We start from the raw sequence: 23,008 nt of genomic DNA on the forward strand, positions 1-23,008 counted from the left end.
CGTGCCGTTGCGACCAAGGGCGCCTGCGCCCGCCCGCAGCGAGGACCTGCGGTCCTCTTTTTTTCGCCTGCGGCGGATCGCGGCGGCACGACGACATGGCGGCACAACGGGCCCAGTTGAATGCAAAACGTAGGTAGCAGCGCTTTCCAAAAACGTCGCGTCGTTGCGCCGCCGTGCCGTTGCGACCAAGGGCGCCTGCGCCCGCCCGCAGCGAGGACCTGCGGTCCTCTTTTTTTCGCCTGCGGCGGATCGCGGCGGCACGACGACATGGCGGCACAACGGGCCCAGTTGAATGCAAAACGTAGGTAGCAGCGCTTTCCAAAAACGTCGCGTCGTTGCGCCGCCGTGCCGTTGCGACCAAGGGCGCCTGCGCCCGCCCGCAGCGAGGACCTGCGGTCCTCTTTTTTTCGCCTGCGGCGGATCGCGGCGGCACGACGACATGGCGGCACAACGGGCCCAGTTGAATGCAAAACGTAGGTAGCAGCGCTTTCCAAAAACGTCGCGTCGTTGCGCCGCCGTGCCGTTGCGACCAAGGGCGCCTGCGCCCGCCCGCAGCGAGGACCTGCGGTCCTCTTTTTTTCGCCTGCGGCGGATCGCGGCGGCACGACGACATGGCGGCACAACGGGCCCAGTTGAATGCAAAACGTAGGTAGCAGCGCTTTCCAAAAACGTCGCGTCGTTGCGCCGCCGTGCCGTTGCGACCAAGGGCGCCTGCGCCCGCCCGCAGCGAGGACCTGCGGTCCTCTTTTTTTCGCCTGCGGCGGATCGCGGCGGCACGACGACATGGCGGCACAACGGGCCCAGTTGAATGCAAAACGTAGGTAGCAGCGCTTTCCAAAAACGTCGCGTCGTTGCGCCGCCGTGCCGTTGCGACCAAGGGCGCCTGCGCCCGCCCGCAGCGAGGACCTGCGGTCCTCTTTTTTTCGCCTGCGGCGGATCGCGGCGGCACGACGACATGGCGGCACAACGGGCCCAGTTGAATGCAAAACGTAGGTAGCAGCGCTTTCCAAAAACGTCGCGTCGTTGCGCCGCCGTGCCGTTGCGACCAAGGGCGCCTGCGCCCGCCCGCAGCGAGGACCTGCGGTCCTCTTTTTTTCGCCTGCGGCGGATCGCGGCGGCACGACGACATGGCGGCACAACGGGCCCAGTTGAATGCAAAACGTAGGTAGCAGCGCTTTCCAAAAACGTCGCGTCGTTGCGCCGCCGTGCCGTTGCGACCAAGGGCGCCTGCGCCCGCCCGCAGCGAGGACCTGCGGTCCTCTTTTTTTCGCCTGCGGCGGATCGCGGCGGCACGACGACATGGCGGCACAACGGGCCCAGTTGAATGCAAAACGTAGGTAGCAGCGCTTTCCAAAAACGTCGCGTCGTTGCGCCGTCGTGCCGTTGCGACCAAGGGCGCCTGCGCCCGCCCCCGCCCGCCAGTTGCTATCTTCGCAGCCATGGACACGAGTCTCAACAAATACATCTCCGACACGGGCTTCTGCAGTCGCCGCGAAGCAGACCAGTACATCGAGCAGGCCCGCGTGACGGTCAATGGCGAGCTCGGGTGGAAAGGCAGCCGCGTAAAACCCGGCGACAAGGTGCTGGTGGACGGCGAGCCCCTGCCAAAGAAAAAGGCGCCCGTGTACCTGATGCTCAACAAGCCCAAGGGCATCACCTGCACCACCGACCGCCAGGACAAGACCAACATCATCGACTTCGTCAACTACAAGCAGCGGATCTTCCCGATCGGGCGCCTCGACAAACTGTCGGAAGGCCTCATCTTCCTCACCTCCGATGGCGACATCGTCAACAAGATCCTGCGCTCGGGCAACGGTCACGAAAAGGAATACATGGTGACCACCGACCGCCCCTTCGACCTCGACTTCCTGAAACAAATGCGCGCCGGCGTCCGCATTCCCGACGGAATGACCAAACCCTGCTTCGTGAAGCAGGAGGCGCCGAACCGCTTCCGCATCATCCTCACCCAGGGCATGAACCGCCAGATCCGCCGGATGTGCGAAGCCCTCGGCTACCGCGTGACGGCGCTGAAGCGCGTGCGGATCATGAACATCACCCTCACCGGCCTTCCGCCGGGAAAGTGGCGCTTTTTTACGCCCGCCGAGCTCGCGTCGCTGCAGGCGCTGGTGGAAGGAAGCAGCAAGACCGCCGACGGCGATGGGATGGGCGAATGATCCCACCCCACCCCCGGCCCCTCCCCGGGAGGGGGGGACGGCTACTGTGCCAGCGTGACACCCAGTTGGGCGGCTATTCTCGCCAGCACGGAGGGCATGTCGGTCAGTACTTCTTCATTGGTGAAATCCAGTACCGTGAAGCCACTGTCCCGCAGGTCTGATGAGCGCTCCGCATCGCGCTGCGGCTGATCCCCTTCCAAATGATAACCACCGTTGACTTCCAGGACCAGCTTTTGCTCCAGGCACACAAAGTCGACAATGTACCGGCCAATGATATGTTGGCGCCTGAACTTGTGCCCACCAAGCTGGCGTTTACGCACCCTTTGCCAAAGCGCGCTTTCGGCCGGAGTCATCGCTCGCCGGTTGGACCGGGCAAAATTGATTTTTCTCCAATACTGCTCCTCGCTCGCGTGGAAGCAAAGACGTCTCCGGGTTTCATCTTTCATTGAACGAAGGAACGATTGCCTTCAAAGGAGACCCGGTGAGAAACACCAGACTTTAATGGGATTTTTCTGGCCAGATAATGCTGTTTAACACACCCTCTCCGTCCCGGAAGGGCCGGGGGTAAGATGGAGGGCGAGGCATTCCCCTTCCCTCCCGGGGAAGGGGTTAGGGGATGGGGTTTGTCCGGGAAAAAGCCCCTTTCGTACAACGTTTTTCCCTTCCTTTCCCCGGTTTTCTAGGTTTGTGCCCGTTCCGCCAAGGAGCATTAACCAGAAAATCAGTTGTTATGAGAAGCGTACTCCTTTCTTCCCTCTTCACACTCGGCGCCTTTGCCGCCAACGCACAGGTGGCAGGCCGCGTACAGGACGAGTCCGGCAAAGCCATCGCCGGCGTCACCGTATCGCTGCTGCGCGATTCGGCTACCGTCAAGCTGGCCGTCAGCAGCGCCGATGGCTCCTTTGCCTTCCCGGCGCCGCCCTCGGGCCGCTACCGCGTGCAGGCCTCCCACGTCGGCTTCGCGCCGGCCGCTTCCGCCCCCTTTGAAATCGCCCAGTCGCCGGTGCAGCTGCCGGCCTTCCGTCTTTCCGCCGCTTCCGCCGAGCTGAAGGGCGTCACCGTCGCCGCGCGCAAGCCCGTGGTGGAGGTGCGTGCCGACAAGATGGTGGTCAACGTGGAAGGCACCATCAACGCCACCGGCAACGACGCCCTCGAGCTGCTCCGCAAGAGCCCCGGCGTGCAGGTGGACAAAGACGACAACCTCGCCCTCGCCGGCAAGAACGGCGTGCAGGTATATATCGACGGCCGTCCCACGCCGCTCACCGGCACCGACCTGTCCAACTACCTGAAGACGCTGCAGTCGAACCAGATCGAAAGCATCGAGATCATCACCAACCCCTCGGCCCGCTACGAAGCCGCCGGCAACGCAGGCATCATCAACATCCGCCTGAAGAAGAACAAGAACTTCGGCACCAACGGCTCGGTGAACGCCGGCTACAGCGTGGCCTATTACTCGAAGTACAACGGCGGCCTGTCGCTCAACTACCGCAACAAGGCCGTGAACCTGTACGGCAACTATAACTACAACTACAGCCGCAACCACAACACGCTGTCGCTGTACCGCAGCATCCCCGACACGATCTTCGACCAGCAGGGCCGCACGCAGTTCAGCAACCAGAGCCACGGCTTCAAGGCCGGCGCCGACCTCACCCTCAGCAAGCGCCACTCCGTAGGCCTGATGGTGAACGGCAACCTCGCCGCCCCGTCTATCGACATGAACGGCAGCACCCCCATCATCGTCAGCAACAGCGGCGTCGTGAACCGCATCCTCGCGTCGGAAAGCCACAACGAGATGAAGCGCAACAACATCAACGCCAACGGCAACTACACCTACACCGGCACCAAAGGCCGCAGCCTCGTGGTGAATGCCGACTATGGTTACTACGACATCAGCACCGACCAGCGCCAGCCCAACTGGACTTATGCGCCCGACGGCAAGACGCTGCGTAGCTACTCGGCCATCCACTCCATCTCGCCCACGCGCATCGACATCTCCTCGCTGAAGGCCGACTGGGAACAGGACCTGTACAAGGGTAAACTGGGTGTGGGCGGCAAAACGGCCTTCACCACCTCGGACAACGACTTCCGCCGCTACGACGCCAGCACCGCCACCGAGCAATACGACTACAACCGCAGCAACCGCTTCCGCTACGAGGAGCAGATCCACGCGGGTTATGTGACCTACAACCGCCAGCTGAAAGGCGTTATGGTACAGGGCGGACTGCGTGTGGAGCATACCGCCGGCACCGGCCGCTCGGAAGGCCGCACGCCTGCCAGCGGTGGCTACCTGCCCACGCACTCGGAGTTCTCGCGTAACTACACCGACTTCTTCCCGAGCGCTGCCGTTACCTTCAACAAGAACCCGATGAAGGTGTGGAACGTGACCTACAGCCGCCGCATCGACCGCCCGGCCTACCAGGACCTGAACCCCTTCGAATTCCAGCTCGACTCGTTCAGCTACTCGAAAGGCAACATCAACCTGCGCCCGCAATACACCAACAGCGTCGGCATCAGCCATACGTATCATTACAAGCTGACCGCCGCCCTCAACTACAGCCACGTTACCGACATGCTGGCCCAGCAGATCGACCGGAAAGGATCGGCTTCCTACATGACGAAGCAGAACCTCGCCACGCAGGACGTCGTGTCGCTCAACGTCAGCTATCCCTTCATGTATAAGAGCTTCATGTCGTTCGTGAACGTGAGCTCCAACTACTCGAAGTACCACAGCCCCGCCACGGCTAGCGGCCCCGCCGTTTCGCTCGACGCCTTCGGCCTCACGGCCTTTGCGCAGAACAGCCTCAAATTCGGCAAGAAGAAAGACTGGACCGGCGAGGTGACTGCCTTCTACAATGCCCCGACCGTGTACCAGGGTCTCTTCCGCGCCCGCGCCATGGGTTCCGCCGACATCGGTGTGCAGAAGACGATCCTGAAAGGCCAGGGCACGGTAAAAGCTTCCGTGAGCGACGTGTTCCGCACCCTGCAGTTCCGCGGCTACAGCGATTATAACGGCCAGCGTACCGACGTGGCCGCCCGCTGGGAAAGCCGTCAGTTCAAGCTGAACCTGACCTGGCGCTTCGGCAACAACCAGGTGAAAGCTGCCAAGCAGCGCGCCGGTGGTGCCGAAGAAGAACTGAAGCGCACGCAGAGCGGCAACGGAGGCATGGGTATCGGCGGCTAATCGGTCGTGCAGTATGAATCGTCCCTGAAGAATGCGCCTTCGGTAGCTCCCCCAGCCCGAAGGCGCATTTATTCCATCGATGGCCCCGGCCAGCGCTCTTTTGTTTTTCCTCCCTAATTTCCGTCACTTATGAAATCTGAAAAGCGGTTCCAGTTCTGGAAGGTGTTTTGGGTCGTGCTCGCGCTTTACCTGGTCATGATGATCCTGGGGTTGCTGGCGATCTACATGTCGCCGCAGGCCAAGCCGATCAACTGGAGCAAGAAGCTTACCTTTCCCTACATCCTGGAACATGTGTATTCGCTGGCCTTCGGCGTATTGTATTACTACGTAACGCTCAACGGCTTTTACCAGCGTTACCTGCAGCGCAAGTCTTTTTTCAGCTTCCTGAAATACTGCGTGCTGATCGTGCTGGCGCTCATCGCCAACTTCGTGCTGGGCTATTACATTTCCACCGAGCGGATGGAGCGCGACAAGATGGGAACGGGCATGCTCGTCTTTTCCTACGCGTTCGTCACCTTTTTCTACCTGGCCATCTCGCTCGTTTTTGCCTACTTCGTGTACCTGCGCGACGAGCGCAAGCAGCGCAAGATCCTCGAAGAGCAGAAGATGCAGCTGGAATACGAAAAGTCGCAGGCCAACTTCAACTTCCTGAAGGCGCAGATCAACCCGCACTTCCTGCACAACACGCTCAACTTTCTCTATGCAAAGGCACTGCCCCTGTCGGAGGAGCTCTCCGAGGGCATCCTCACGCTCAGCGACATCATGCGCTACGCCCTCAGCCAGGGCAATACCCGCGACGGGAAGGCCTTGCTGAAAGATGAAGTGGAACACGTGCGCAACGTGATCAAGATCAACCAGCTGCGCTACAGCAACAAGCTCAACGTGCGCTTCGACGTGGAGGGCATCATGAACGGCGCGGAGATCATTCCCTTCGTGCTCATCACCATCGTGGAGAATGCCTTCAAGCACGGCGACTTCAAAAGCGAGGAGCATCCCATCACCATCCTGCTGCGCGTGGGCCGCAACGGCATCTTCTTTTCCTGCTCCAACCGCAAGAAGTCGGGACCAAAGGAACTCAGCACCGGCATCGGTCTCGAAAACATCCGAAAGCGCCTCGAGCTGGCCTACGACGATAAATTTCGCTTCGATGTGAAGGAAGACGCCGTAACTTATACCACCGAACTAACCATCTACCAATTATGATCCGTTGTATGATCATCGACGATGAGCAGCATGCCATCGACATCCTGGAGCATTACGTGAAGCAGGCACCTTACCTGGAGCTGGTGGGCACGAGCACGCATCCCATCGAGGCGCTGCAGGAAGTGGCGTCGGGCAAGGTCGACCTCGTGTTCCTCGACATCCAGATGCCCGAGCTTTCCGGTCTCGACTTCATCAAGGCCATCAACGGCAAGGCCAAGGTGATTCTCACTACCGCCTACCCCGAGTTTGCCCTCGAAGGTTACGAGCTCGACGTGGTGGATTACCTGCTGAAGCCCGTGCGCCTGCCCCGCTTCCTGCAGGCCGTGCAAAAGGCGATGACCGCCGTGCAGCCCGCACCCGCAGCGGCCGCGACCGACGTAGAAGACGACTACCTGTTTGTCAAGACCGAGTCGAAGGGCAAGCTGCTCAAGATCAACCTGGACGATATCGATTACATCGAGGGCATGAAGAACTACGTGGCCATTCACCGCGGAGCGCAGAAGACGCTGGTGTATACCAGCATGAAAGAGCTCGAGGAGCGCCTGCCGCAGCGCCGCTTCCTGCGCGTGCACAAATCCTTCATCATCCCGCTGGGCCGCATCACCGGCATCGAAGGCAACCTCGTGCGGCTGCAGGGCGTGCAGGCGGAGATCCTTATCGGCGACAACTACAAGGCCGAGCTCATGGAACTGATCCGGAACAAGATGATCCGGTGATCGTTTGCGGAACGACTACTGCCATACGAAAGCCCCTGCACTGTGCGGGGGCTTTCCTGTTGTGAGTCAGCACTGCGACAGAATAACAAATTTGTCAGTACCCCCCGGAGCTGTTGTCCATCGGGCGTGCCGGTTTGCTGCGGTCTTTGTTGTGCTTGATCTTCGACTTGCCTGCCTTTTCCTTCACCTTTACTTCCTTATCGCCCGGATTGATGTTGCGGTTCATTACCGGCGCCATTGTGCTGTCGCTCCGCGCCTGGTTGTTGCCGCTGCTGTTCATGTTCGTCGGCATGTTGTTCATGCCGCTGCTGTCAGACTTTATTCCCGAACGGTCCATGGTGTCGGTCACGGGCATGTTGTCCCAATTGCCGCGGGCCGTATCGGTCATGGGCATGTTGTTGTCGCGGTTCATCTTGGCGCTGTCGGGCATAGCCATATTGCTCTGATTGCTCTGCATGTTGCCACTCATCGCCGTGTCGGCCATATTCCTGTTGTTGGTGGCGGCCGAATCCATCCTGTTGATGCGCTGCGTGCGCGGGTGCTGCTCCGTTTTCGTTTTCGTCTTGTTCGTCGTCGACTTCGTCTTGGTGTCCTGTGCATCGGCACAGACCACGGCCAACAGGGCCGCCAGGACTAAAAGATGTTTTTTCATGATGTGTTTTTTGTGGTTCCTTTTCTTGCCGCAAATACAGCGCCCCGTCCTGCCACGGCACACCTTCAGGAGGGATAAAATTTTGCCACACAAAAAAGCCCCGCACGAAGCGGGGCCTTACAAAGGGAAAGGTTTCCTTACTGGTGAAAAAAGCGTTGCTGCAGCCGCAGCCCGGGGGCGCATACGACGGCGATATAGGAGCCGGAGCGCAGCCCGGAGATGTCGATCGACTGGCTGGAGCTGCCCTTGACGAGCTGGATGATACGGCGCTGCATTACGCGGCCCTGCAGGTCGAGGATGTGGAGCTCGGCTTCACCGTCTTCGGTGCCTTCCACCATCAGGGGCAGGCTGCTGCGCACGACGTTGGGCTGGATGGACAGTTGGGCCTCACCGCTTTCATCGAAGCGCAGCAGGAAGGTCTTGCTGTACAGCATGCGGCCGTTATTGATGGCGATGGCGAGCCGGTAGTAAACAACACGTCCGTGCAATCCAGCGTTGCGGTCGGTGAAGCTGTATTGGTAGCGGTCCTGGGCCGTATCGTGGCTGGCCTCCAGGCTGCCGACGGTTTCGAAGTCGATGCCGTTGCGGCTTTGCTGTACGTTGAAGTGGGTGATGGAGAGTTCCTGGATTGTTTCCCAGCTGATGATTGCGTTCTGGCGGCTGGCGCGGCCGTTGAGGCTCAGGAAGCCATAGGAGCTTTGCTGTTGCTGGGCGCCGGCGGGCAGGCAACAGGCGGCTGCCAGCAGGCATAGAAGCAGGGTCGGTACGGAGAGGCGCATACGGATTCGTTTAAAGCGTTGATGAATGCTTCACGGGAATTGGAGGCCTCAAGAGGATACAGGGACGGAAACGGGTTTCAGGGGATAGTGGGTGCGGATTCCAGGAGGATAGGGGATGGGAATTCCAGGGGGATAGTGGGGCGGAGCCGGCGCTAAAGTACACCTATTTTCGAAAAAGAGAAAGGCCGCCGGCACTTTTTTCCGGCATGGAATTTACCGGATTTCGGTATGCGAAGCAGAGACCATAACGAGCGGAACGAGGCGGCAAGGCCGCAGCGTCCGCAGGAAGAACGGGGCCGGCGCAGCGGCGCGGCCGATTTCTGGGACCGGATCGCCGACGACGCCGCCTCGGGCTACGGCGCGCAGCGGGGTCGCGACCGCAACATCCTCAACCCCGACCAGGAACCCGACGACGCCCGCCGGGGCGATGAGTAGCAAGTGCTTACATACGAAGTCGGAAGTGGAAAATAGTTGGCGGTACTTCCCACTTCCGACTTCCCACTTGTTTCCAACGGTGTTGTACCAGCGAAAAGACTCGTCGACGCCGGGCCGGTATTGGACGGTCAAAAAAATCTTTCCGCCTATTTGGTGTTCTAAAAAGATTTTTCTTTCTTTATGTTCATCCTGCCAAAACAATTTGTTCAGGATGAATCCAAAATCCAAAAACTACGTTCCTATGAACCTGCAAAATGGTCAACTCCATTCCGAGTTCGAGCTTTCTTATTATGAGCATCAGCCCGAGCCCGATGTACGCCGCGATCCCAACTACGTATTATTGTTGTTCCTCGTCCTGATCGGCCTCTTCGTGCTGGCGATGGGCGCTATCTTCCTGACCAACGGTCAGCTGCCCTTCGTGAATTAAGCCGAAATGCCGCGGGGAATGCCGCCCGGCCGCTCAAACGGCCGGGCGGAACCCTATTTTTGCAGCAATTCGGAAAAACATGAAATACAGCATCCGCATCGCCTGCCTCTCGGCAGCCGCTTTCCTGTGCGCTCCCCGGGTGGAGGCACAAGTAAAGCCCTTCTCCTTTGGCGTTTATGCCGAAGCCGGGTTCCCTACCGGTAGTATGTCGAACAGCAATACGACCGGCTATGGCGCCGGTATCAACGCCGAGGTAAAGCTGCCCGCCAGTTTATCGGCCACGGCATCTTTCGGCCTTATGCATTTCGGAGGTAGCGACGTGGTGATCAACGGCGTCAATGCGCAGTATCCTGCCCTCAACGCCTTCCCGCTCCGTGTGGGTGCCAAGTACCGCCTCAAAGTTTTCTACGTTGCACTCGAAACAGGTGCTGTTTTTTCCAGCCTCCCCGATAAGAACGACTTTTCCAAGGACCGCACGACCGGGCTGCTCGCGCCCGCTATCGGCGTGCGTTTCGCCAATATCGACATCCGGGGCAAATACGAGTCATGGCTGGACGCCAACGGCCAGTTCTGGGGCCTCCAGGCTTCACTCAAGTTTTAACCCGCCTGCTGATCTGTTGGCTTACCAATAGACCCATAAATTATTTCCATATGAACGACAAATTCGTAGCGCGCCTTCGCGCCGAAATCGAAGAGATCAAAACCTCGGGGCTTTATAAGAACGAGCGCATCATCAGCTCGCCGCAGGGACCGGAGATCGAGGTCAACGGCCAGCGTGTGCTGAACTTCTGCGCCAATAATTACCTGGGCCTTTCCTCGCATCCCAAAACCCTGGAGGCGGCGCACCGCTACCTCGATTCGCACGGGTACGGCATGTCGTCCGTGCGCTTTATCTGCGGTACGCAGGACATCCACAAAGAGCTGGAGCAGAAGCTCGCCCAATTTCTCGGCACTGAAGACACGATCCTTTACGTGGCTGCCTTCGACGCCAACGGCGGCGTGTTCGAGCCCCTGTTCAACGAGCAGGACGCGATCATTTCCGACTCGCTCAACCACGCATCCATTATCGACGGTGTGCGTCTTTGCAAAGCCCAGCGCTTCCGCTACGAGAACAACAACATGGAAGACCTCGAGGCGAAGCTGAAGGAAGCCGCCGGCGCCCGCAGCCGCATCATCGTCACCGACGGCGTATTCTCCATGGATGGCACCGTGGCCCAGCTCGATAAGATCTGCGACCTCGCCGACCAGTACGACGCCATCGTTATGGTGGACGAAAGCCACGCGTCGGGCTTCATGGGCAAGACGGGCCGCGGCACCCACGAGCTGAAAGGCGTGCTGGGCCGCATCGACATCATCACAGGTACCCTGGGCAAGGCCCTCGGCGGCGCATCGGGCGGCTTTACTTCCGGCCGCAAGGAGATCATCGAACTGCTGCGTCAGCGCAGCCGCCCCTACCTCTTTTCCAACACCTTGGCGCCCTCTATCGTGGGCGCCTCCATCGCCGTGCTCGACCTCCTGAGCGAGACGACCGAGCTGCGCGACAAGCTGGAAGACAGTACGAAGTATTTCCGCGCAAAGATGACCGAAGCCGGCTTCGACATCAAGCCGGGCGAGCACCCTATTGTACCGATCATGCTCTACGACTCGGTACTGGCATCGAAGTTTGCCGACGCACTGCTTGCCGAAGGCGTATATGTCATCGGCTTCTTCTTCCCCGTGGTGCCGAAGGGCCTCGCGCGCATCCGCGTGCAGCTTTCCGCCGGCCACGAGCGGGAGCACCTCGACCGCGCCATTGCTGCTTTCACGAAAGTGGGCAAGGAATTAGGTGTGCTCAAATAACGGACGTATCGATTGCTTGTATAAGACAGAACCCCGCGAATGCGGGGTTCTGTCATTGTGAACGCAGCGTCCCGAGGCCTCGGGAAAAACTCCTCCGTTACGCGGGTACTCCTGCCTTATAAGAGTTTCGATAGGAAGCGCTTGAAAAGCAGGCACAGCCTTCGGCTTATTCGATTCGTGATGATCTTATTTCTTCTTCCGCTCCATAGCCTTTTCAGCGGCCGCAACAATATGCTCGGGTGTCAGTCCGTATTTCTTCAGCAGCTGGTCGGGGGTGCCACTTTCGCCGAAGGTATCGTTGGTGCCTACAAACTCGATGGGTATGGGAAAGTGGCGGGAAGCTACCTGCGCTACGGCGTCGCCCATGCCGCCCAGCACGTTGTGCTCTTCGGCGGTAACGGCGCAACCGGTTTTGCGGATCGACCTCAGGATCGCCTCTTCGTCGAGGGGCTTGATGGTGTGGAGGTTGATCACTTCCACCGAGAGGCCGCGCTCTTCGAGCTGCACGCCCGCCTGGATGGCCTGCCATACCATGTGGCCGCAGGCGAAGATGGATACGTCGGTACCTTCGGAGAACTGCTGCGCCTTGCCCAGCACGAAGTCTTCCTCTTTCGTGAAAATGGGCCAGGCGGGTCGGCCGAACCGTAGATATACGGGGCCTTCATAATCCGCGATGGCCATCGTGGCGGCTTTGGTCTGCGCATAGTCGCAGGGCACCACGACGGTCATTCCCGGGAGCATCTTCATCATGCCGATGTCTTCGAGGATCTGGTGGGTAGCGCCGTCCTCGCCGAGCGTAACGCCGGCGTGCGAGGCGCAGATCTTCACGTTCTTGTTGCTGTAGGCCACGCTCTGGCGGATCTGGTCGTACACCCGGCCCGTAGAGAAGTTGGCGAACGTGGTGGTGTAGGGGATCTTGCCACCAATGGTGAGGCCGGCCGCAATGCCGATCATGTTGGCCTCCGCGATACCTACCTGCACGAAGCGCTCGGGAAATTCCTTGATGAATTGCTGGAGCTTGAGCGAGCCGGCGAGGTCGGCGGTAAGGGCCACCACGTTTTCGTTGCTGCGGGCCACTTCCACGATGCCGTCACCGAAGCCGCTGCGGGTATCTTTCTTGCCGGTAGGTTGTATGTCTTTAAGCATGATGCTGGGGTTATTTTCGGGGGCGAAGGTACGGAATCGGGCCCACCCCTTACCCCTCCCGAAGGGAGGGGAATTTCAATCTTGAGTGAAGTCTTGATGGTGTTTACGCTCCCTTCCTTTCGGGAAGGTCCGGTGATGGGCTAGTTCAGTGCGGCATCCGGCTTCGTAAACAGTTCTTTATCGTCGCGGAGGCGCTGCTCCCATGCCCAGGCGGTACGCATCATGTCGTCGATGCCATATTGCGGGTTCCAGCCAAGCTCGTTGCGGGCTTTGTCGTTGTTGGCGTAGATAGCCACCACATCGCCGGGGCGGCGCGGGCCGAGCTCGTAATTCAGTTTTTGGCCCGAAACCTTCTCGAAAGCGTTGATCGCTTCCAGCACCGTCACGCCATTTCCGGTACCGAGGTTGAAGATCTCGGTACCCGCCTTTTGGCGGCCGTCCTGCAGGTACTTAATGGCCAGGGTATGGGCGTGTGCGATGTCGGACACGTGGATGAAGTCGCGGATGCAGGAGCCGTCGCGCGTGGGGTAGTCGGTGCCGAACACGGTCATTTTGGGCAGCTTCCCGATGGCGGTCTGCGTGATGGCCGGCACGAGGTTCTGCGGGCGGCCGATAGGCAGCTCGCCGATCTGGTTGGAGGGATGTGCACCCACCGGGTTGAAATAGCGCAGCAGGATGCATTGTGCCTTACTGCTCTTCTGGAAGTCGGTGAGCACGCGTTCGCCCATTTGTTTCGTGGCGCCGTAGGGGCTCTCGGCGGGCTTCTGCGGTGTTTCTTCGGTCACCAGCTGCTCATCGGGATTGCCATACACGGTGCAGCTCGAGGAGAACACGAACCAGGGAACGTTGAACTCCTGCACGCATTTGAGCAGGTTGATCAGCGAGGTCATGTTGTTCTCGTAATACATCAGCGGCTTCTCCACCGATTCGCCTACGGCCTTGAAGGCGGCGAAGTGGATGATGCCCTGGATATCGCGGTTCTCCTGGAAGATCGCGCAGGTATCGTCGTAAGAGCAGAGGTCTACCTTGTAATTCTTGACCGGCTTGCCGGTGATGCGTTCCACTCCTTCGAGGATGGCGGGATTGGAGCGCACGTTGTTGTCGACGCACAGCACGTCGTATCCGTTCTCGATCAGGTCTACTACCGTGTGGGAGCCGATGTAGCCGCAGCCGCCGGTAACCAGGATTTTTGCCATAAGAAGCAAAAGTAAGGCGGAAGCGTGAGCCGTGAGCCGTCCGCCGTGAGCACGCAATACGCGGCAAAAAAAAACGAATGCCAGAGGCATCCGTTCTACTATGGTACGATGTCAGCGCGCACGCTTCACGGCGGACGGCTCACGTTCTTATACAAACAGGTGCACGATGAAATACACCAGCGCGGCCAGCAGGGCGCTCACGGGGATGGTGAGGATCCAGGCCCAGAGCAGGTTGATGGTCACACCCCAGCGAACCGCCGAGAGGCGCTTCGTGGCACCTACGCCGATAATGGCGCCGGTGATGGTGTGCGTGGTACTTACCGGGATCTTCAGCGATTCGGTCACAAAGAGGGTGATGGCGCCGGCGGTTTCCGCAGCCACACCTTCAAAGGGGGTTACTTTAGTGATGCGGGTGCCCATCGTCTTGATGATCTTCCAGCCACCCGAGATGGTGCCGAGCGCAATGGCGCTGTAGCACGCCAGCGGCACCCAGAATTCCATGTGATCGAGGTGAAAGCGGGTGGGATCGTAGGCCACCAGCGCGGCCATGATGATACCCATCACCTTCTGGGCGTCGTTGCCGCCGTGGCCGATCGAAAAGGCTGCCGAAGACACCAGCTGCAGGCGCTTGAACCAGATCGTTCCTTTGTTGGCGTTGAGCGATTGCAGAAAGAAGGTGAAGCAGGCCATGATGGTCAGGATGAATGCCAGCAGCACCCACTTGAAGTTCTTCGAATAAAAGATCACCTGTGCGGCATACGAGTCGTAGTGCGTGCCTTTGGCCAGCACGGCGCGGTCGGTAACCAGGTTGGATTTGAGGAACCAGGCCACCAGCACCAGCACCAGGATGGAGATAAGGCGGGGCAGTAGTCCTTTGCGGAAAGAATAAAGGAACCAGAGCGAAATCGTGAAGGCCATCAGGAAGCCAACCAGCGGCGCAATAAAGATGAAGCCGGCGGTGGTAAGGATGTTGGGCGAGTTGCTCATGTTGATGGCGCCGAAGCCGGCCGCCGCAATGCCCGCGCCGGCAAAGCCGCCGATGAGCGTGTGCGACGAAGAAGAGGGAATGCCGAACCACCAGGTGAGCAGGTTCCACATGATGGCGGCGACGAGCCCGGAGAACACTACCCGCAGCATGTTGATGCCTTCGAGCGCGTCGGGCTTGACGGTCTTGGCCACCGTATTGGCCACGCCGTGGTCCTTGAAAATGAAGTAGGCGGCGAAGTTGAACACCGCGGCCCAGACCACCGCCTGGAACGGGGTGAGTACTTTGGTGGAAACTACGGTGGCGATGGAGTTGGCAGCATCGTGGAAGCCGTTGATGTAGTCGAAGATGATCGCCAGGGCTATGATGACAATGAGAAAGGTCATAAGCAAATAAGTAGTGAAGCAAAAGAGGCTTCGGGAAAGAAGTGGTTAAGTTTGAAGTGGGAAGTCGGAAGCAGCGCAACCATGCGTTTCACTTCCCACTTCCCACTTCCGACTTGCTTACTTTTAGGCATACTTGACAATGATGGACTCAATCACATTTGCGGCGTCTTCGCATTTGTCGGTCACGTCTTCCATCACCTGGTACACTTCGCGCTTCTTGATGATCTCGCGGGCGTCGGGCTCCATGCTGAAAAGGCGCTCGATGAACATGTCGGCGATGTCGTCGGCCTGGTTTTCGAGCGAGTTGATCCGCACAAGCGAGTCCGTGATCTTGCGGATGTTCTTCATGTCGCGCAGCTCCATTACGGCGGTCTTTACTTCGCTGGTCGATTGCACGATGATCTCGGAAAGGCGCTGGATACCTTCGTCGGTGGGGTTAACGTGGTAGAGCTTGATCTTTTTGGCCGAGGCGAAAATATAGTCGGCGATGTCGTCGAGCGCAGAGGCCATAAAGTGAATGTCTTCGCGGTCGAAGGGCGTGATGAAGTTGCGGCCCAGCTCGGTGAAGATCTTGTGGGTGAGCTCATCCGAAGCATGCTCGAGGTCCTCGATGGGCTTGACCATGTTCTGACGCTTGGAAATATCGGTCTCCGCTACGATGGCAGCCAGCTTCTGTGCCATGATGTGCCCGTTATTCGCCACTTCTTCAAATAATCCGTAAAACACTTTATCCTTGGGACTGAACAGCTTCATGAAAGAGGTGAGTGCCATAATCTGTTTGGGGTATTGGGGAGCAAAAATACTACCATGGGCGCGCCGGCCTTGCCGTAACGCAGATTTAATACTAAGTTAATATAGTCGATCTTTGTGGCGCAACCCGCAATCATGAGGCATATCCACAACCACCGACCGTATTTCTACCGGCACTTTCGCCTGGCGCTCGCCGCTTTGTTGCTGTTGGGGTGTTCGGTCCAGGCTTCCGCGCAGCGCTTCCTATCCGATTATGATTCAACGCTTTTTGTACGCGATACGCTGCGCCCGCTCGTAAACCGCTTCGAGAACCTCCACTTCAGCGGCTACATACAACCGCAGTTTCAATGGGCGGAAACGGAAGGAGCCTTCGGCTTCGAGGGCGGCGGTTTTTCGGAGCACAGCGACAGCCGGTTCCAGCTGCGCCGCGCGCGGGTGCGGGTCGACTACCAGATGCCGCTACGCGACCTGCCGCTGCCGCTGGCGCTGTTTACGTTCCAGGTAGACGTTACCGAGCGCGGCTCCATCGTGCGCGACATGTTCGCCAAGGTATACCTGCCGGTCAACCAGGCGCTCTCCGGCACCTTTGGGCTTTTTGCACGGCCGTTTGGTTATGAAGTCAACCTGTCCTCGGCGTACCGTGAAAGCCCCGAGCGGGCGCGGGCCTCGCAGGTGCTGATGCCCGGCGAGCGCGACCTCGGCCTCATGTTTTCCTACGAGCCACTACACACTACGAACGGTCCCGCGCTGAAGTTTGATGCGGGCCTCTTCAACGGGCCGGGCGTTAACGCCAGCACCGATTTCGACTCCTATAAAGACCTCGCCGGCCGCCTGGCCCTCAAGCCCTGGAAAGTTTCCAAGACACTGACGCTGTCGGCGGGCTTGTCGGCACTCCGTGGCGGCTGGCGGCAAGACACCCGCTACCGCTGGGAAATGGATCTTTCGAAAGGTGCCTTCACCGTCGATTCCACGGCCTCTAACGAAGGTGCCAAGGCGCCGCGCCACTACTACGGCGGCGACGCGCAACTGGCCTGGCAGGGCGGCCTTGGCAAGACCGAGCTGCGCGGCGAATTCTGGCAGGGCACGCAACCCGGCACTGCCGGCAGCACGCTCAACCCGAGCACACAGCCGCAGGGCCCCACCTACCTGCGGCCTTTCAACGCCGGTATCTTTTATTTCCTGCAGCAACTCGGTAGCGAACGCTGGGAGCTGGGTCTCAAATACGACTGGTACGATCCGAACCGCAGGACCGCAGGCACTGCCATCGGCGCTGCCGGCAACAACCTTACGGTCGCCGATATCCGCTACGACACCTGGAGCGCGGGCCTCACCTGGTACGTGTCGAAAAACCTCAAGGTGCTGGGCTGGTACACGCATCCCGTGAACGAGCGGACCGCGCTGGCCGGCTTTACCCAGGACGTGCCCGACGACGTGCTGACGCTGCGCACACAGCTGCGGTTTTAGGGTGCCGCGGCTTTGCCGTAATTTGTCGGCACATCCCTGCACCATGAGAAAGATCCTGCTTGCCCTGTTCGCGGCGACCGTATTTCTACAAGCGCCCGCACAAAGCCTTCCCTCACCCAAGGAACACTTCGGCTTCGACATCGGCGACGACTATATGCTCGCCAACTATACGCAGACCGAAGCGTACTTCAAAAAGCTGGCGGCCGTATCCAGGCGCGTCCGGCTTGTCGAGATCGGGCTCACCGAAGAAGGCCGGCACCAATACATGCTCCTCGTGTCGGCACCGGAAAACCTTGCCCATTACACCGATTTCAAGGAAATTTCGCAGCAGCTGGCCCGCGCCGAAGACCGCAACGGGCGGCTGCTGTCCGACTCCGCGGCCCGCCTGCTCGCACAGGAAGGAAAAGCCGTAGTATGGATCGACGGCGGCCTCCACGCTACCGAGACCGTTGGTGCGCACCAGCTCATCGAAACGATCTGGCAGTTCGTAAGCCGCAACGATGCCGAAACGCAGCGGATCCTGAAAGAAGCCATCATCCTGTTTGTGCACGCCAACCCCGACGGGCAGGAACTGGTGGCGAACTGGTACATGCGCAACGCCGACCCGAAGGCACGCTCGTACCGGGCTTTGCCGCGGCCTTACCAGAAGTATGTGGGCCACGACAACAACCGCGACTTCTACATGATGAACATGAAAGAGTCGCAGAACATGAGCAGCCAGCTGTACGTGGACTGGCTGCCGCAGATCGTGTACAACCACCACCAGGCGGGCCCCGCCGGATCGGTGCTTGCCGGGCCACCCTATCGCGACCCCTTCAACTATGTGTACGACCCGCTGCTCGTGACCAGTCTCGACGCCATCGGCGCCGCCATGAATAACCGGCTCAACACCGAAGGCAAGCCGGGGTATACGCAACGCGCCGGGTCGGTGTTCTCCACCTGGTGGAACGGCGGCCTTCGGACAACGCCCTACTTTCACCACGCCATCGGCATCCTCACCGAGATCATCGGCGACCCGACGCCGTCGAAAGTGCCGCTGGTGCCGTCGCGCCTGCTGCCCAACGGCGCCACACCCAACCCCATAACGCCGCAGGAGTGGCACTTTCGCCGCTCGATCGACTACTCGGTATCGCTTAACTATGCGGTGCTTGATTACGCCGTGCGGCACAAAGACGAGCTGCTCTACAACCGCTATGTAATGGCCCGGCGCAGCATCGAGGCCGGCAGCGGCGATCACTGGACGCTGTCGCCGCGGCTGATCGATTCCGTATCGAACGCTTACCGTAAAGACAAAGGGTTGGCCCGCAGCGCGCCGCTGCAGGCAGACACGTTGCCGGCGCTCTACTTCGACAAGGTGTTCCGCGACCTTTCGCTCCGCGACACGAGGGTGTACCTCCTTCCGTACGACCAGCCCGACATCGCCTCGGTATACCGCCTGGTCAATGCCTTGCAATGGAGTGGCGTGCAGGTGCTGCGGGCCACGGCTCCTTTTGAAGCGGGTGGTACATCCTACCCGGCCGGGTCCTTCGTATTGCGCACGGCACAGGCCTTCCGTCCGCACCTCATGGACCTCTTCGAGCCGCAGGATCATCCCAACGACTTTCAGTACCCGGGCGGGCCGCCGGTGCCGCCCTATGATGCCGCCGGCTGGACGCCGGCCTATACCATGGGTATCCGATTCGACCGCCTGCAGGAAGACGTGCAGGGCCGCTTCACGCCGATACCCTACGGCACGATCGAGGGCGCGCCCTCCCTGCTGGGCACCGGCGGGTCGGCGGGCTTCGTGCTTCATCCCGCCAACAACGAGCATTACCGCGTAGTGAACGACCTCCTGCAAAGCGGCGCCGAGGTATACCGCGCGGGTGCTGATGGTACCTTCTTTATTCCGAAGAAAGAATACCGGCGCCTGAAAACGCTGAAGCTGGAGGGTGTGCGTGCCGAAGCGGCCGCGCAGCGTCCCGCCGGCCTTCAGCGCGTAAAGCGCCTGCGCATCGGGCTCTTCGAGCCTTATGGAGGCGTGGAGCCCGCCGGATGGGCGCGCTGGATCCTGGAAGAATTTCATTACCCGGCCGAGCCGGTGTACGTGGCCGATATCAACAAGGGTAATCTTGGTGAGCGCTTCGATGTGCTGCTCTTTGCCTCGGGCACCGTGCCGCCAACAGGCGCACGACGCCCCAGCGGGCCGGCGCCGGAAAGTATCCCCGCCGAATTCCGGAACCGCCTCGGCCGTATTTCTACGGATACAACGCTGCCGGCGCTGCGGCGCTTTCTCGAAGCAGGCGGACGGATCGTGGCCATCGGCTCGGCCAACGAGCTGGCCTATGCCCTGAAGCTTCCGGTGCGCAATGCGCTGACCGAAGTGGTAAACGGGGAGGAACGGCCGCTGCCTGCCGAAAAGTTTTACATCCCCGGCTCCGTGCTGCGGATGCAGGTGGCCCCCGGCACGCCCGCCACCTGGGGGCTGGCCGATACGCTGGATGTGGTGTTTGCGCGGAGCCCGGCCTTCAGCGCCGACCCGGCTGCGCTGGCCGCGGGCCGGCTCCGGGCGCTGGCCTGGTACCCGGGCGGACCGCTGCTGCGCAGCGGCTGGGCCTGGGGGCCGAAATACCTCGAGGGCGCGCTGGCGGCCTACGAGGCGCCGGTGGGCGCGGGTAGCTTTTACGGCTTCGGACCGGAGATCCTTTTTCGCGGCCAGGCGCAGGGTTCCTTCCGCCTTCTGTTCAACCAATTGTACCGCATGCGGCCGGCACCTTAATTTTAGGCGATGAAACCGAAAAGCACCCTGGCCCTTCTGCTCCTGCTGCTGTTGCTGGGCGCCTGTGTAAAAAGCGAATACTACCGCACTACTTCGTGGCTGATCAACCGCTCGACGCACCGGATCTTCATCACCCCGTATCAACGCGATTCGGCCTACCGCTTCCAGCTGGTGACCATCGACCCGGGCGATACCGCGGTGGTGTACGAGGGCAGCGGTGCCGGCAAGGACGGCGCTACCACCTGGGGCTTCCAGGTGCGCAACTTCGATTCGCTGCACATCGTGTATGCCGATACGAACGCGTTGCAGCCGCACGATACGGCGCATATCGGGCACATCCGCGCGGGGCTTGCCGTTTCCTATACACACCACATTCCCTACAGCAGTCCCCGTTCGCTTTACAACCCGGCCAACTGGGAGAGCGCCCCCGATGAAGAAACGAGGTACATGCGGCGCAACCACTTCTGGTACACCTTCACGGAGCAGGATTACCTCGACGCGCGCTAGGAATTTTTTTCCGCCACCTTTTCGGCCAGCCGTTCGTTGTCGATACCGACCGGGATGAAGAAGATAACCGGCGGTATGAGGCAAAGGCAGTACGACAGGTGCAGGTTGACCCAGGCCAGCGGCACGGCGCCGGCATAACAGCACATCCCGATCAGTGATTTGTGCCGCGCTTTTTTCGACACCAGTGTGATCGTGCGCGTCAGCTCGGGATCACGGTCTTTATGGAGCAGTTTTTTCTTCAGCGTATAATGCCGCATCAGGAAAAACGAAGCGCTCGTAAGGAGCAGCAAACCGCCGTAGAGCGCTGCCGACAGCGGTAGCCAGGGATTGGCGCCGACAAGGACCGTGGTGAGCGGGATAAGGCTCAACAGGAACAGGAACAGGAAGTTTTGCCACACCAGCTGCGTGTCGGTATGCTCCAGCAGGTGAAACAGGTGGTGGTGGTTGGTCCAGTAGATGCCGATCATCATGAAGCTGAACGCGTAGGTGATAAAGTAGGGGAGCAGCTTGTGCAGGTGGTGGATGATCTGCGCGGCGGTATGGTGGCCGTCTACTTCGGGGAGGCGCATCTGCAGCACCATCACGGTGATCAGGATGGCCACGACCCCGTCGGTAAAGGTCTCCAGCCGCGTGGTAGTGATCTTCATAATTTACTTATCTTGGCAAGGCCTGCAAAAGCAGCGCCACGCCCATCCCTTATGCAGCCAACAGGTCCCAAAACCATCCGTGTGCTCGCCATCATCCTCGCCTCCCTCGGCGGGTTATTGTTCCTGACCAACTCGCTGCTGGCGATGGCCTTCGGGGCTTTCGACATCCCGGGCAAGATCGAGCGGGCGATCCAACGCGACGGGACGCCGCACCCACCGCCGCACGCCTTCTTCCAGATGATGAAGCTGATGGTGCCCGTGGCCGCCATCACCGCCCTGCTCAGCCTGCTGCTTTGCCTGGGGTCCATCTTCATGGTGTCTTTCCGGCAATGGGCGCGGGTGCTGGTGTGTATTGTTCTGGCCCTGATGCTGCTGGGTGTATGGACCCTGCCTTTCGTGATGCAGCCCTACCTGCAGGAAGCGATGCAACAGATGGATGCCGAACGCATAGCGCGGCACTTTCCCATCGGCCGCCTGATGCTGGCCGGCCAGGTAGCCAAAGCATTCGTTTATTCGCTGCCGCTGGCAACGGTGCTGTTCCTGTTCGCGCGCAAAAGCACCGGCGCGCTCTTTCACCCACCAGGGCGTCAGCCTTCGTAATCGATCTCCAGCCCGGTAAAGAAATCCGTTTCGGAAAGTTCGCGGACGCCGCCCGGCGGCAGGTCGCCGAGCTCGAGGCCGCTGATGCTCGTGCGCAGCAGGCGCACGCAGGGATGCCCCACGAGCCGCACCATCTTGCGCACCTGGTGAAACTTGCCTTCGGTGAGCGACATCCGGAGCCAGCTGTAGGTGAGGTAGGGATTGTGGGTATACGGGGAGGGAAACGGGTGCGGCGGGCCGGCCACGCGCTCCACGTCGCAGGGCGCCGAGGTATAGTCGCGACCGCCGTGAACGAGGAAGGAGACACCGGCGCGCAGGCGCTCCGCTTCTTCGGCCGACACGATACCTTTCACCTCCACGTAGTACGTGCGCGGGTGCGGCTTCAGCCCCTGGAACAACAGGCGCGTTACTTTGGAATTTGTCGTGAGCAGCAGCAGTCCTTCCGAATGCAGGTCGAGGCGGCCGATGGCGTGCGTGCCCTCGGGGAAGTCGAAGCCCAGGTCGCCGAGCAGGCGCTGCGGGTAGGGACTGACGAACTGCGACAGCACATCGTAGGGCTTGTGGAGCAGGAAATAGCGGTGCGGCACGCCGCGAAGGTAGTCCGGCCGACCCCGTATCTTTAGCACATGCGTCAAATTTGGCTTTTCCCTTTTTGCATCCTCCTCGCCTGTTCCTGCACGGCGCCGGAAGCCTCCGACGAGCGGCGCGACCCTGCCGCCGACAGCAGCACCCTGGCGGGTATGGTGCGGGAACGCGAAGCCGCGATGAAAGCCCGTAACCTTGACGCCGTGATGGCGCCCTTCGACAGCGCGGCCACCTTCATCAACGGCGGCGGCTATTACTACAAGGGCGCCGCCGCCATCCGCGCGTTCCACGAAGCCATGTTCCGCAATGACAGCCTGCAATACACCTACAAGGCGGGCCATGTAACAGTCGATGCCGTGCGCCCGCGTGTGGCGCTGGTATATTACCCGTGGCAGCAGGACTGGACGCTGAAGACGCCGGGCTCCGACACGCTCCACGAAACGGGCCTGATGACGATCGTGGCCGTGAAGACCGGCGGCAAGTGGCATTGGCGGTCCATTACCAACCAACGCACGAAAGAATTCTTTGAAGACCTGCCGGGACATACGGCGCCGGCGGTACGATAAAAAAAGACCCTTCTG

General features: G+C 60.2%; 22 protein-coding genes. 13 read left to right on the forward strand and 9 right to left on the reverse strand.

All coding sequences use genetic code 11. The features are described 5' to 3' along the window. The first annotated feature begins 1,439 nt into the window (after positions 1-1,439). On the forward strand, positions 1,440-2,174 hold the full coding sequence (locus tag E0486_RS00005; RefSeq protein WP_131850077.1) for a pseudouridine synthase: 735 nt from the start codon (positions 1,440-1,442) through the stop codon (positions 2,172-2,174). A 41-nt stretch (positions 2,175-2,215) separates the two neighbouring features. Here E0486_RS00005 and E0486_RS00010 read toward each other — a convergent pair whose 3' ends face one another. Next, positions 2,216-2,620, reverse strand: coding sequence for an endonuclease domain-containing protein (locus E0486_RS00010; protein WP_131850078.1), 405 nt, complete (start codon positions 2,618-2,620; stop codon positions 2,216-2,218). A 284-nt stretch (positions 2,621-2,904) separates the two neighbouring features. On the opposite strand from E0486_RS00010, the gene E0486_RS00015 reads away from it, so the two are divergent. The 3 genes from E0486_RS00015 (at position 2,905) to E0486_RS00025 (ending at position 7,274) form a co-directional block, all read left to right on the forward strand. Further along, positions 2,905-5,355 carry a TonB-dependent receptor gene (locus tag E0486_RS00015; protein ID WP_131850079.1) on the forward strand — a complete coding sequence of 817 codons (2,451 nt, stop codon included), beginning with the start codon at positions 2,905-2,907 and terminating at the stop codon, positions 5,353-5,355. Between the two features lie 129 nt (positions 5,356-5,484). Further along, a complete protein-coding gene (locus E0486_RS00020; RefSeq protein WP_131850080.1) occupies positions 5,485-6,558 on the forward strand; it encodes a sensor histidine kinase in 1,074 nt (357 codons plus the stop codon). Then, positions 6,555-7,274, forward strand: coding sequence for a LytR/AlgR family response regulator transcription factor (locus tag E0486_RS00025; RefSeq protein ID WP_131850081.1), 720 nt, complete (start codon positions 6,555-6,557; stop codon positions 7,272-7,274). Before E0486_RS00020 ends, E0486_RS00025 begins: the two co-directional genes overlap by 4 nt. Positions 7,275-7,368: 94 nt before the next feature. On the opposite strand, the gene E0486_RS00030 is transcribed toward E0486_RS00025, so the two are convergent. Then, positions 7,369-7,926, reverse strand: a complete 558-nt coding sequence (locus E0486_RS00030; RefSeq protein WP_131850082.1) for a hypothetical protein — start codon at positions 7,924-7,926, stop codon at positions 7,369-7,371. Between the two features lie 137 nt (positions 7,927-8,063). After that, positions 8,064-8,705 carry a T9SS type A sorting domain-containing protein gene (locus E0486_RS00035; RefSeq protein WP_131850083.1) on the reverse strand — a complete coding sequence of 214 codons (642 nt, stop codon included), beginning with the start codon at positions 8,703-8,705 and terminating at the stop codon, positions 8,064-8,066. Between the two features lie 228 nt (positions 8,706-8,933). Between E0486_RS00035 and E0486_RS00040 the strand changes: the two genes are divergently transcribed. The 4 genes from E0486_RS00040 (at position 8,934) to kbl (ending at position 11,406) form a co-directional block, all read left to right on the forward strand. Beyond that, positions 8,934-9,140 (forward strand): hypothetical protein, encoded by a 207-nt coding sequence (locus tag E0486_RS00040; RefSeq protein WP_131850084.1) that lies wholly within the window; start codon positions 8,934-8,936, stop codon positions 9,138-9,140. 241 nt (positions 9,141-9,381) lie between these two features. Next, complete coding sequence (locus E0486_RS00045) at positions 9,382-9,567, forward strand: hypothetical protein (protein WP_131850085.1); 186 nt, start codon at positions 9,382-9,384, stop codon at positions 9,565-9,567. Positions 9,568-9,646: 79 nt separating this feature from the next. Then, on the forward strand, positions 9,647-10,168 hold the full coding sequence (locus E0486_RS00050) for a hypothetical protein (RefSeq protein WP_131850086.1): 522 nt from the start codon (positions 9,647-9,649) through the stop codon (positions 10,166-10,168). A 50-nt stretch (positions 10,169-10,218) separates the two neighbouring features. Next, positions 10,219-11,406: a glycine C-acetyltransferase gene (kbl, locus tag E0486_RS00055; RefSeq protein WP_131850087.1), complete on the forward strand. Its 1,188-nt coding sequence runs from the start codon at positions 10,219-10,221 to the stop codon at positions 11,404-11,406. Positions 11,407-11,592: 186 nt separating this feature from the next. Here the strand turns inward: kbl and E0486_RS00060 are convergent, their stop codons facing one another. From E0486_RS00060 to E0486_RS00075, 4 genes are all read right to left on the reverse strand, one after another. Continuing rightward, positions 11,593-12,552, reverse strand: coding sequence for a transketolase family protein (locus E0486_RS00060; protein ID WP_165917129.1), 960 nt, complete (start codon positions 12,550-12,552; stop codon positions 11,593-11,595). 140 nt (positions 12,553-12,692) lie between these two features. After that, positions 12,693-13,748 carry a UDP-glucose 4-epimerase GalE gene (galE, locus tag E0486_RS00065; RefSeq protein WP_131850089.1) on the reverse strand — a complete coding sequence of 352 codons (1,056 nt, stop codon included), beginning with the start codon at positions 13,746-13,748 and terminating at the stop codon, positions 12,693-12,695. Between the two features lie 147 nt (positions 13,749-13,895). After that, positions 13,896-15,119, reverse strand: a complete 1,224-nt coding sequence (locus E0486_RS00070; protein WP_131850090.1) for an inorganic phosphate transporter — start codon at positions 15,117-15,119, stop codon at positions 13,896-13,898. Positions 15,120-15,242: 123 nt separating this feature from the next. Then, positions 15,243-15,890: a DUF47 domain-containing protein gene (locus E0486_RS00075; protein WP_131850091.1), complete on the reverse strand. Its 648-nt coding sequence runs from the start codon at positions 15,888-15,890 to the stop codon at positions 15,243-15,245. Between the two features lie 114 nt (positions 15,891-16,004). Here E0486_RS00075 and E0486_RS00080 point away from each other — a divergent pair, with 114 nt between their 5' ends. The 3 genes from E0486_RS00080 to E0486_RS00090 are packed head-to-tail and all read left to right on the forward strand — an operon-like array spanning position 16,005 to position 20,595. Continuing rightward, on the forward strand, positions 16,005-17,333 hold the full coding sequence (locus tag E0486_RS00080) for a porin (protein WP_131850092.1): 1,329 nt from the start codon (positions 16,005-16,007) through the stop codon (positions 17,331-17,333). 43 nt (positions 17,334-17,376) lie between these two features. Next, a complete protein-coding gene (locus tag E0486_RS00085; protein ID WP_131850093.1) occupies positions 17,377-20,088 on the forward strand; it encodes a M14 family metallopeptidase in 2,712 nt (903 codons plus the stop codon). Positions 20,089-20,097: 9 nt separating this feature from the next. Further along, a complete protein-coding gene (locus tag E0486_RS00090) occupies positions 20,098-20,595 on the forward strand; it encodes a hypothetical protein (protein ID WP_131850094.1) in 498 nt (165 codons plus the stop codon). Here E0486_RS00090 and E0486_RS00095 read toward each other — a convergent pair. Next, on the reverse strand, positions 20,592-21,242 hold the full coding sequence (locus E0486_RS00095) for a TMEM175 family protein (RefSeq protein ID WP_131850095.1): 651 nt from the start codon (positions 21,240-21,242) through the stop codon (positions 20,592-20,594). The genes E0486_RS00090 and E0486_RS00095 overlap by 4 nt on opposite strands. Positions 21,243-21,323: 81 nt before the next feature. Here E0486_RS00095 and E0486_RS00100 point away from each other — a divergent pair, with 81 nt between their 5' ends. Beyond that, complete coding sequence (locus tag E0486_RS00100; protein ID WP_131850096.1) at positions 21,324-21,842, forward strand: hypothetical protein; 519 nt, start codon at positions 21,324-21,326, stop codon at positions 21,840-21,842. Here the strand turns inward: E0486_RS00100 and E0486_RS00105 are convergent. Continuing rightward, complete coding sequence (locus tag E0486_RS00105; RefSeq protein WP_131850097.1) at positions 21,830-22,429, reverse strand: pseudouridine synthase; 600 nt, start codon at positions 22,427-22,429, stop codon at positions 21,830-21,832. The two genes, E0486_RS00100 and E0486_RS00105, sit on opposite strands and share 13 nt — an antisense overlap. A gap of 39 nt (positions 22,430-22,468) precedes the next feature. On the opposite strand from E0486_RS00105, the gene E0486_RS00110 reads away from it, so the two are divergent. Next, positions 22,469-22,993: a YybH family protein gene (locus E0486_RS00110; RefSeq protein WP_131850098.1), complete on the forward strand. Its 525-nt coding sequence runs from the start codon at positions 22,469-22,471 to the stop codon at positions 22,991-22,993. Positions 22,994-23,008: the final 15 nt, after the last annotated feature.

Source organism: Flaviaesturariibacter aridisoli (genome assembly GCF_004343705.1).
Classification (GTDB): Bacteria; Bacteroidota; Bacteroidia; order Chitinophagales; family Chitinophagaceae; genus Flavisolibacter; species Flavisolibacter aridisoli.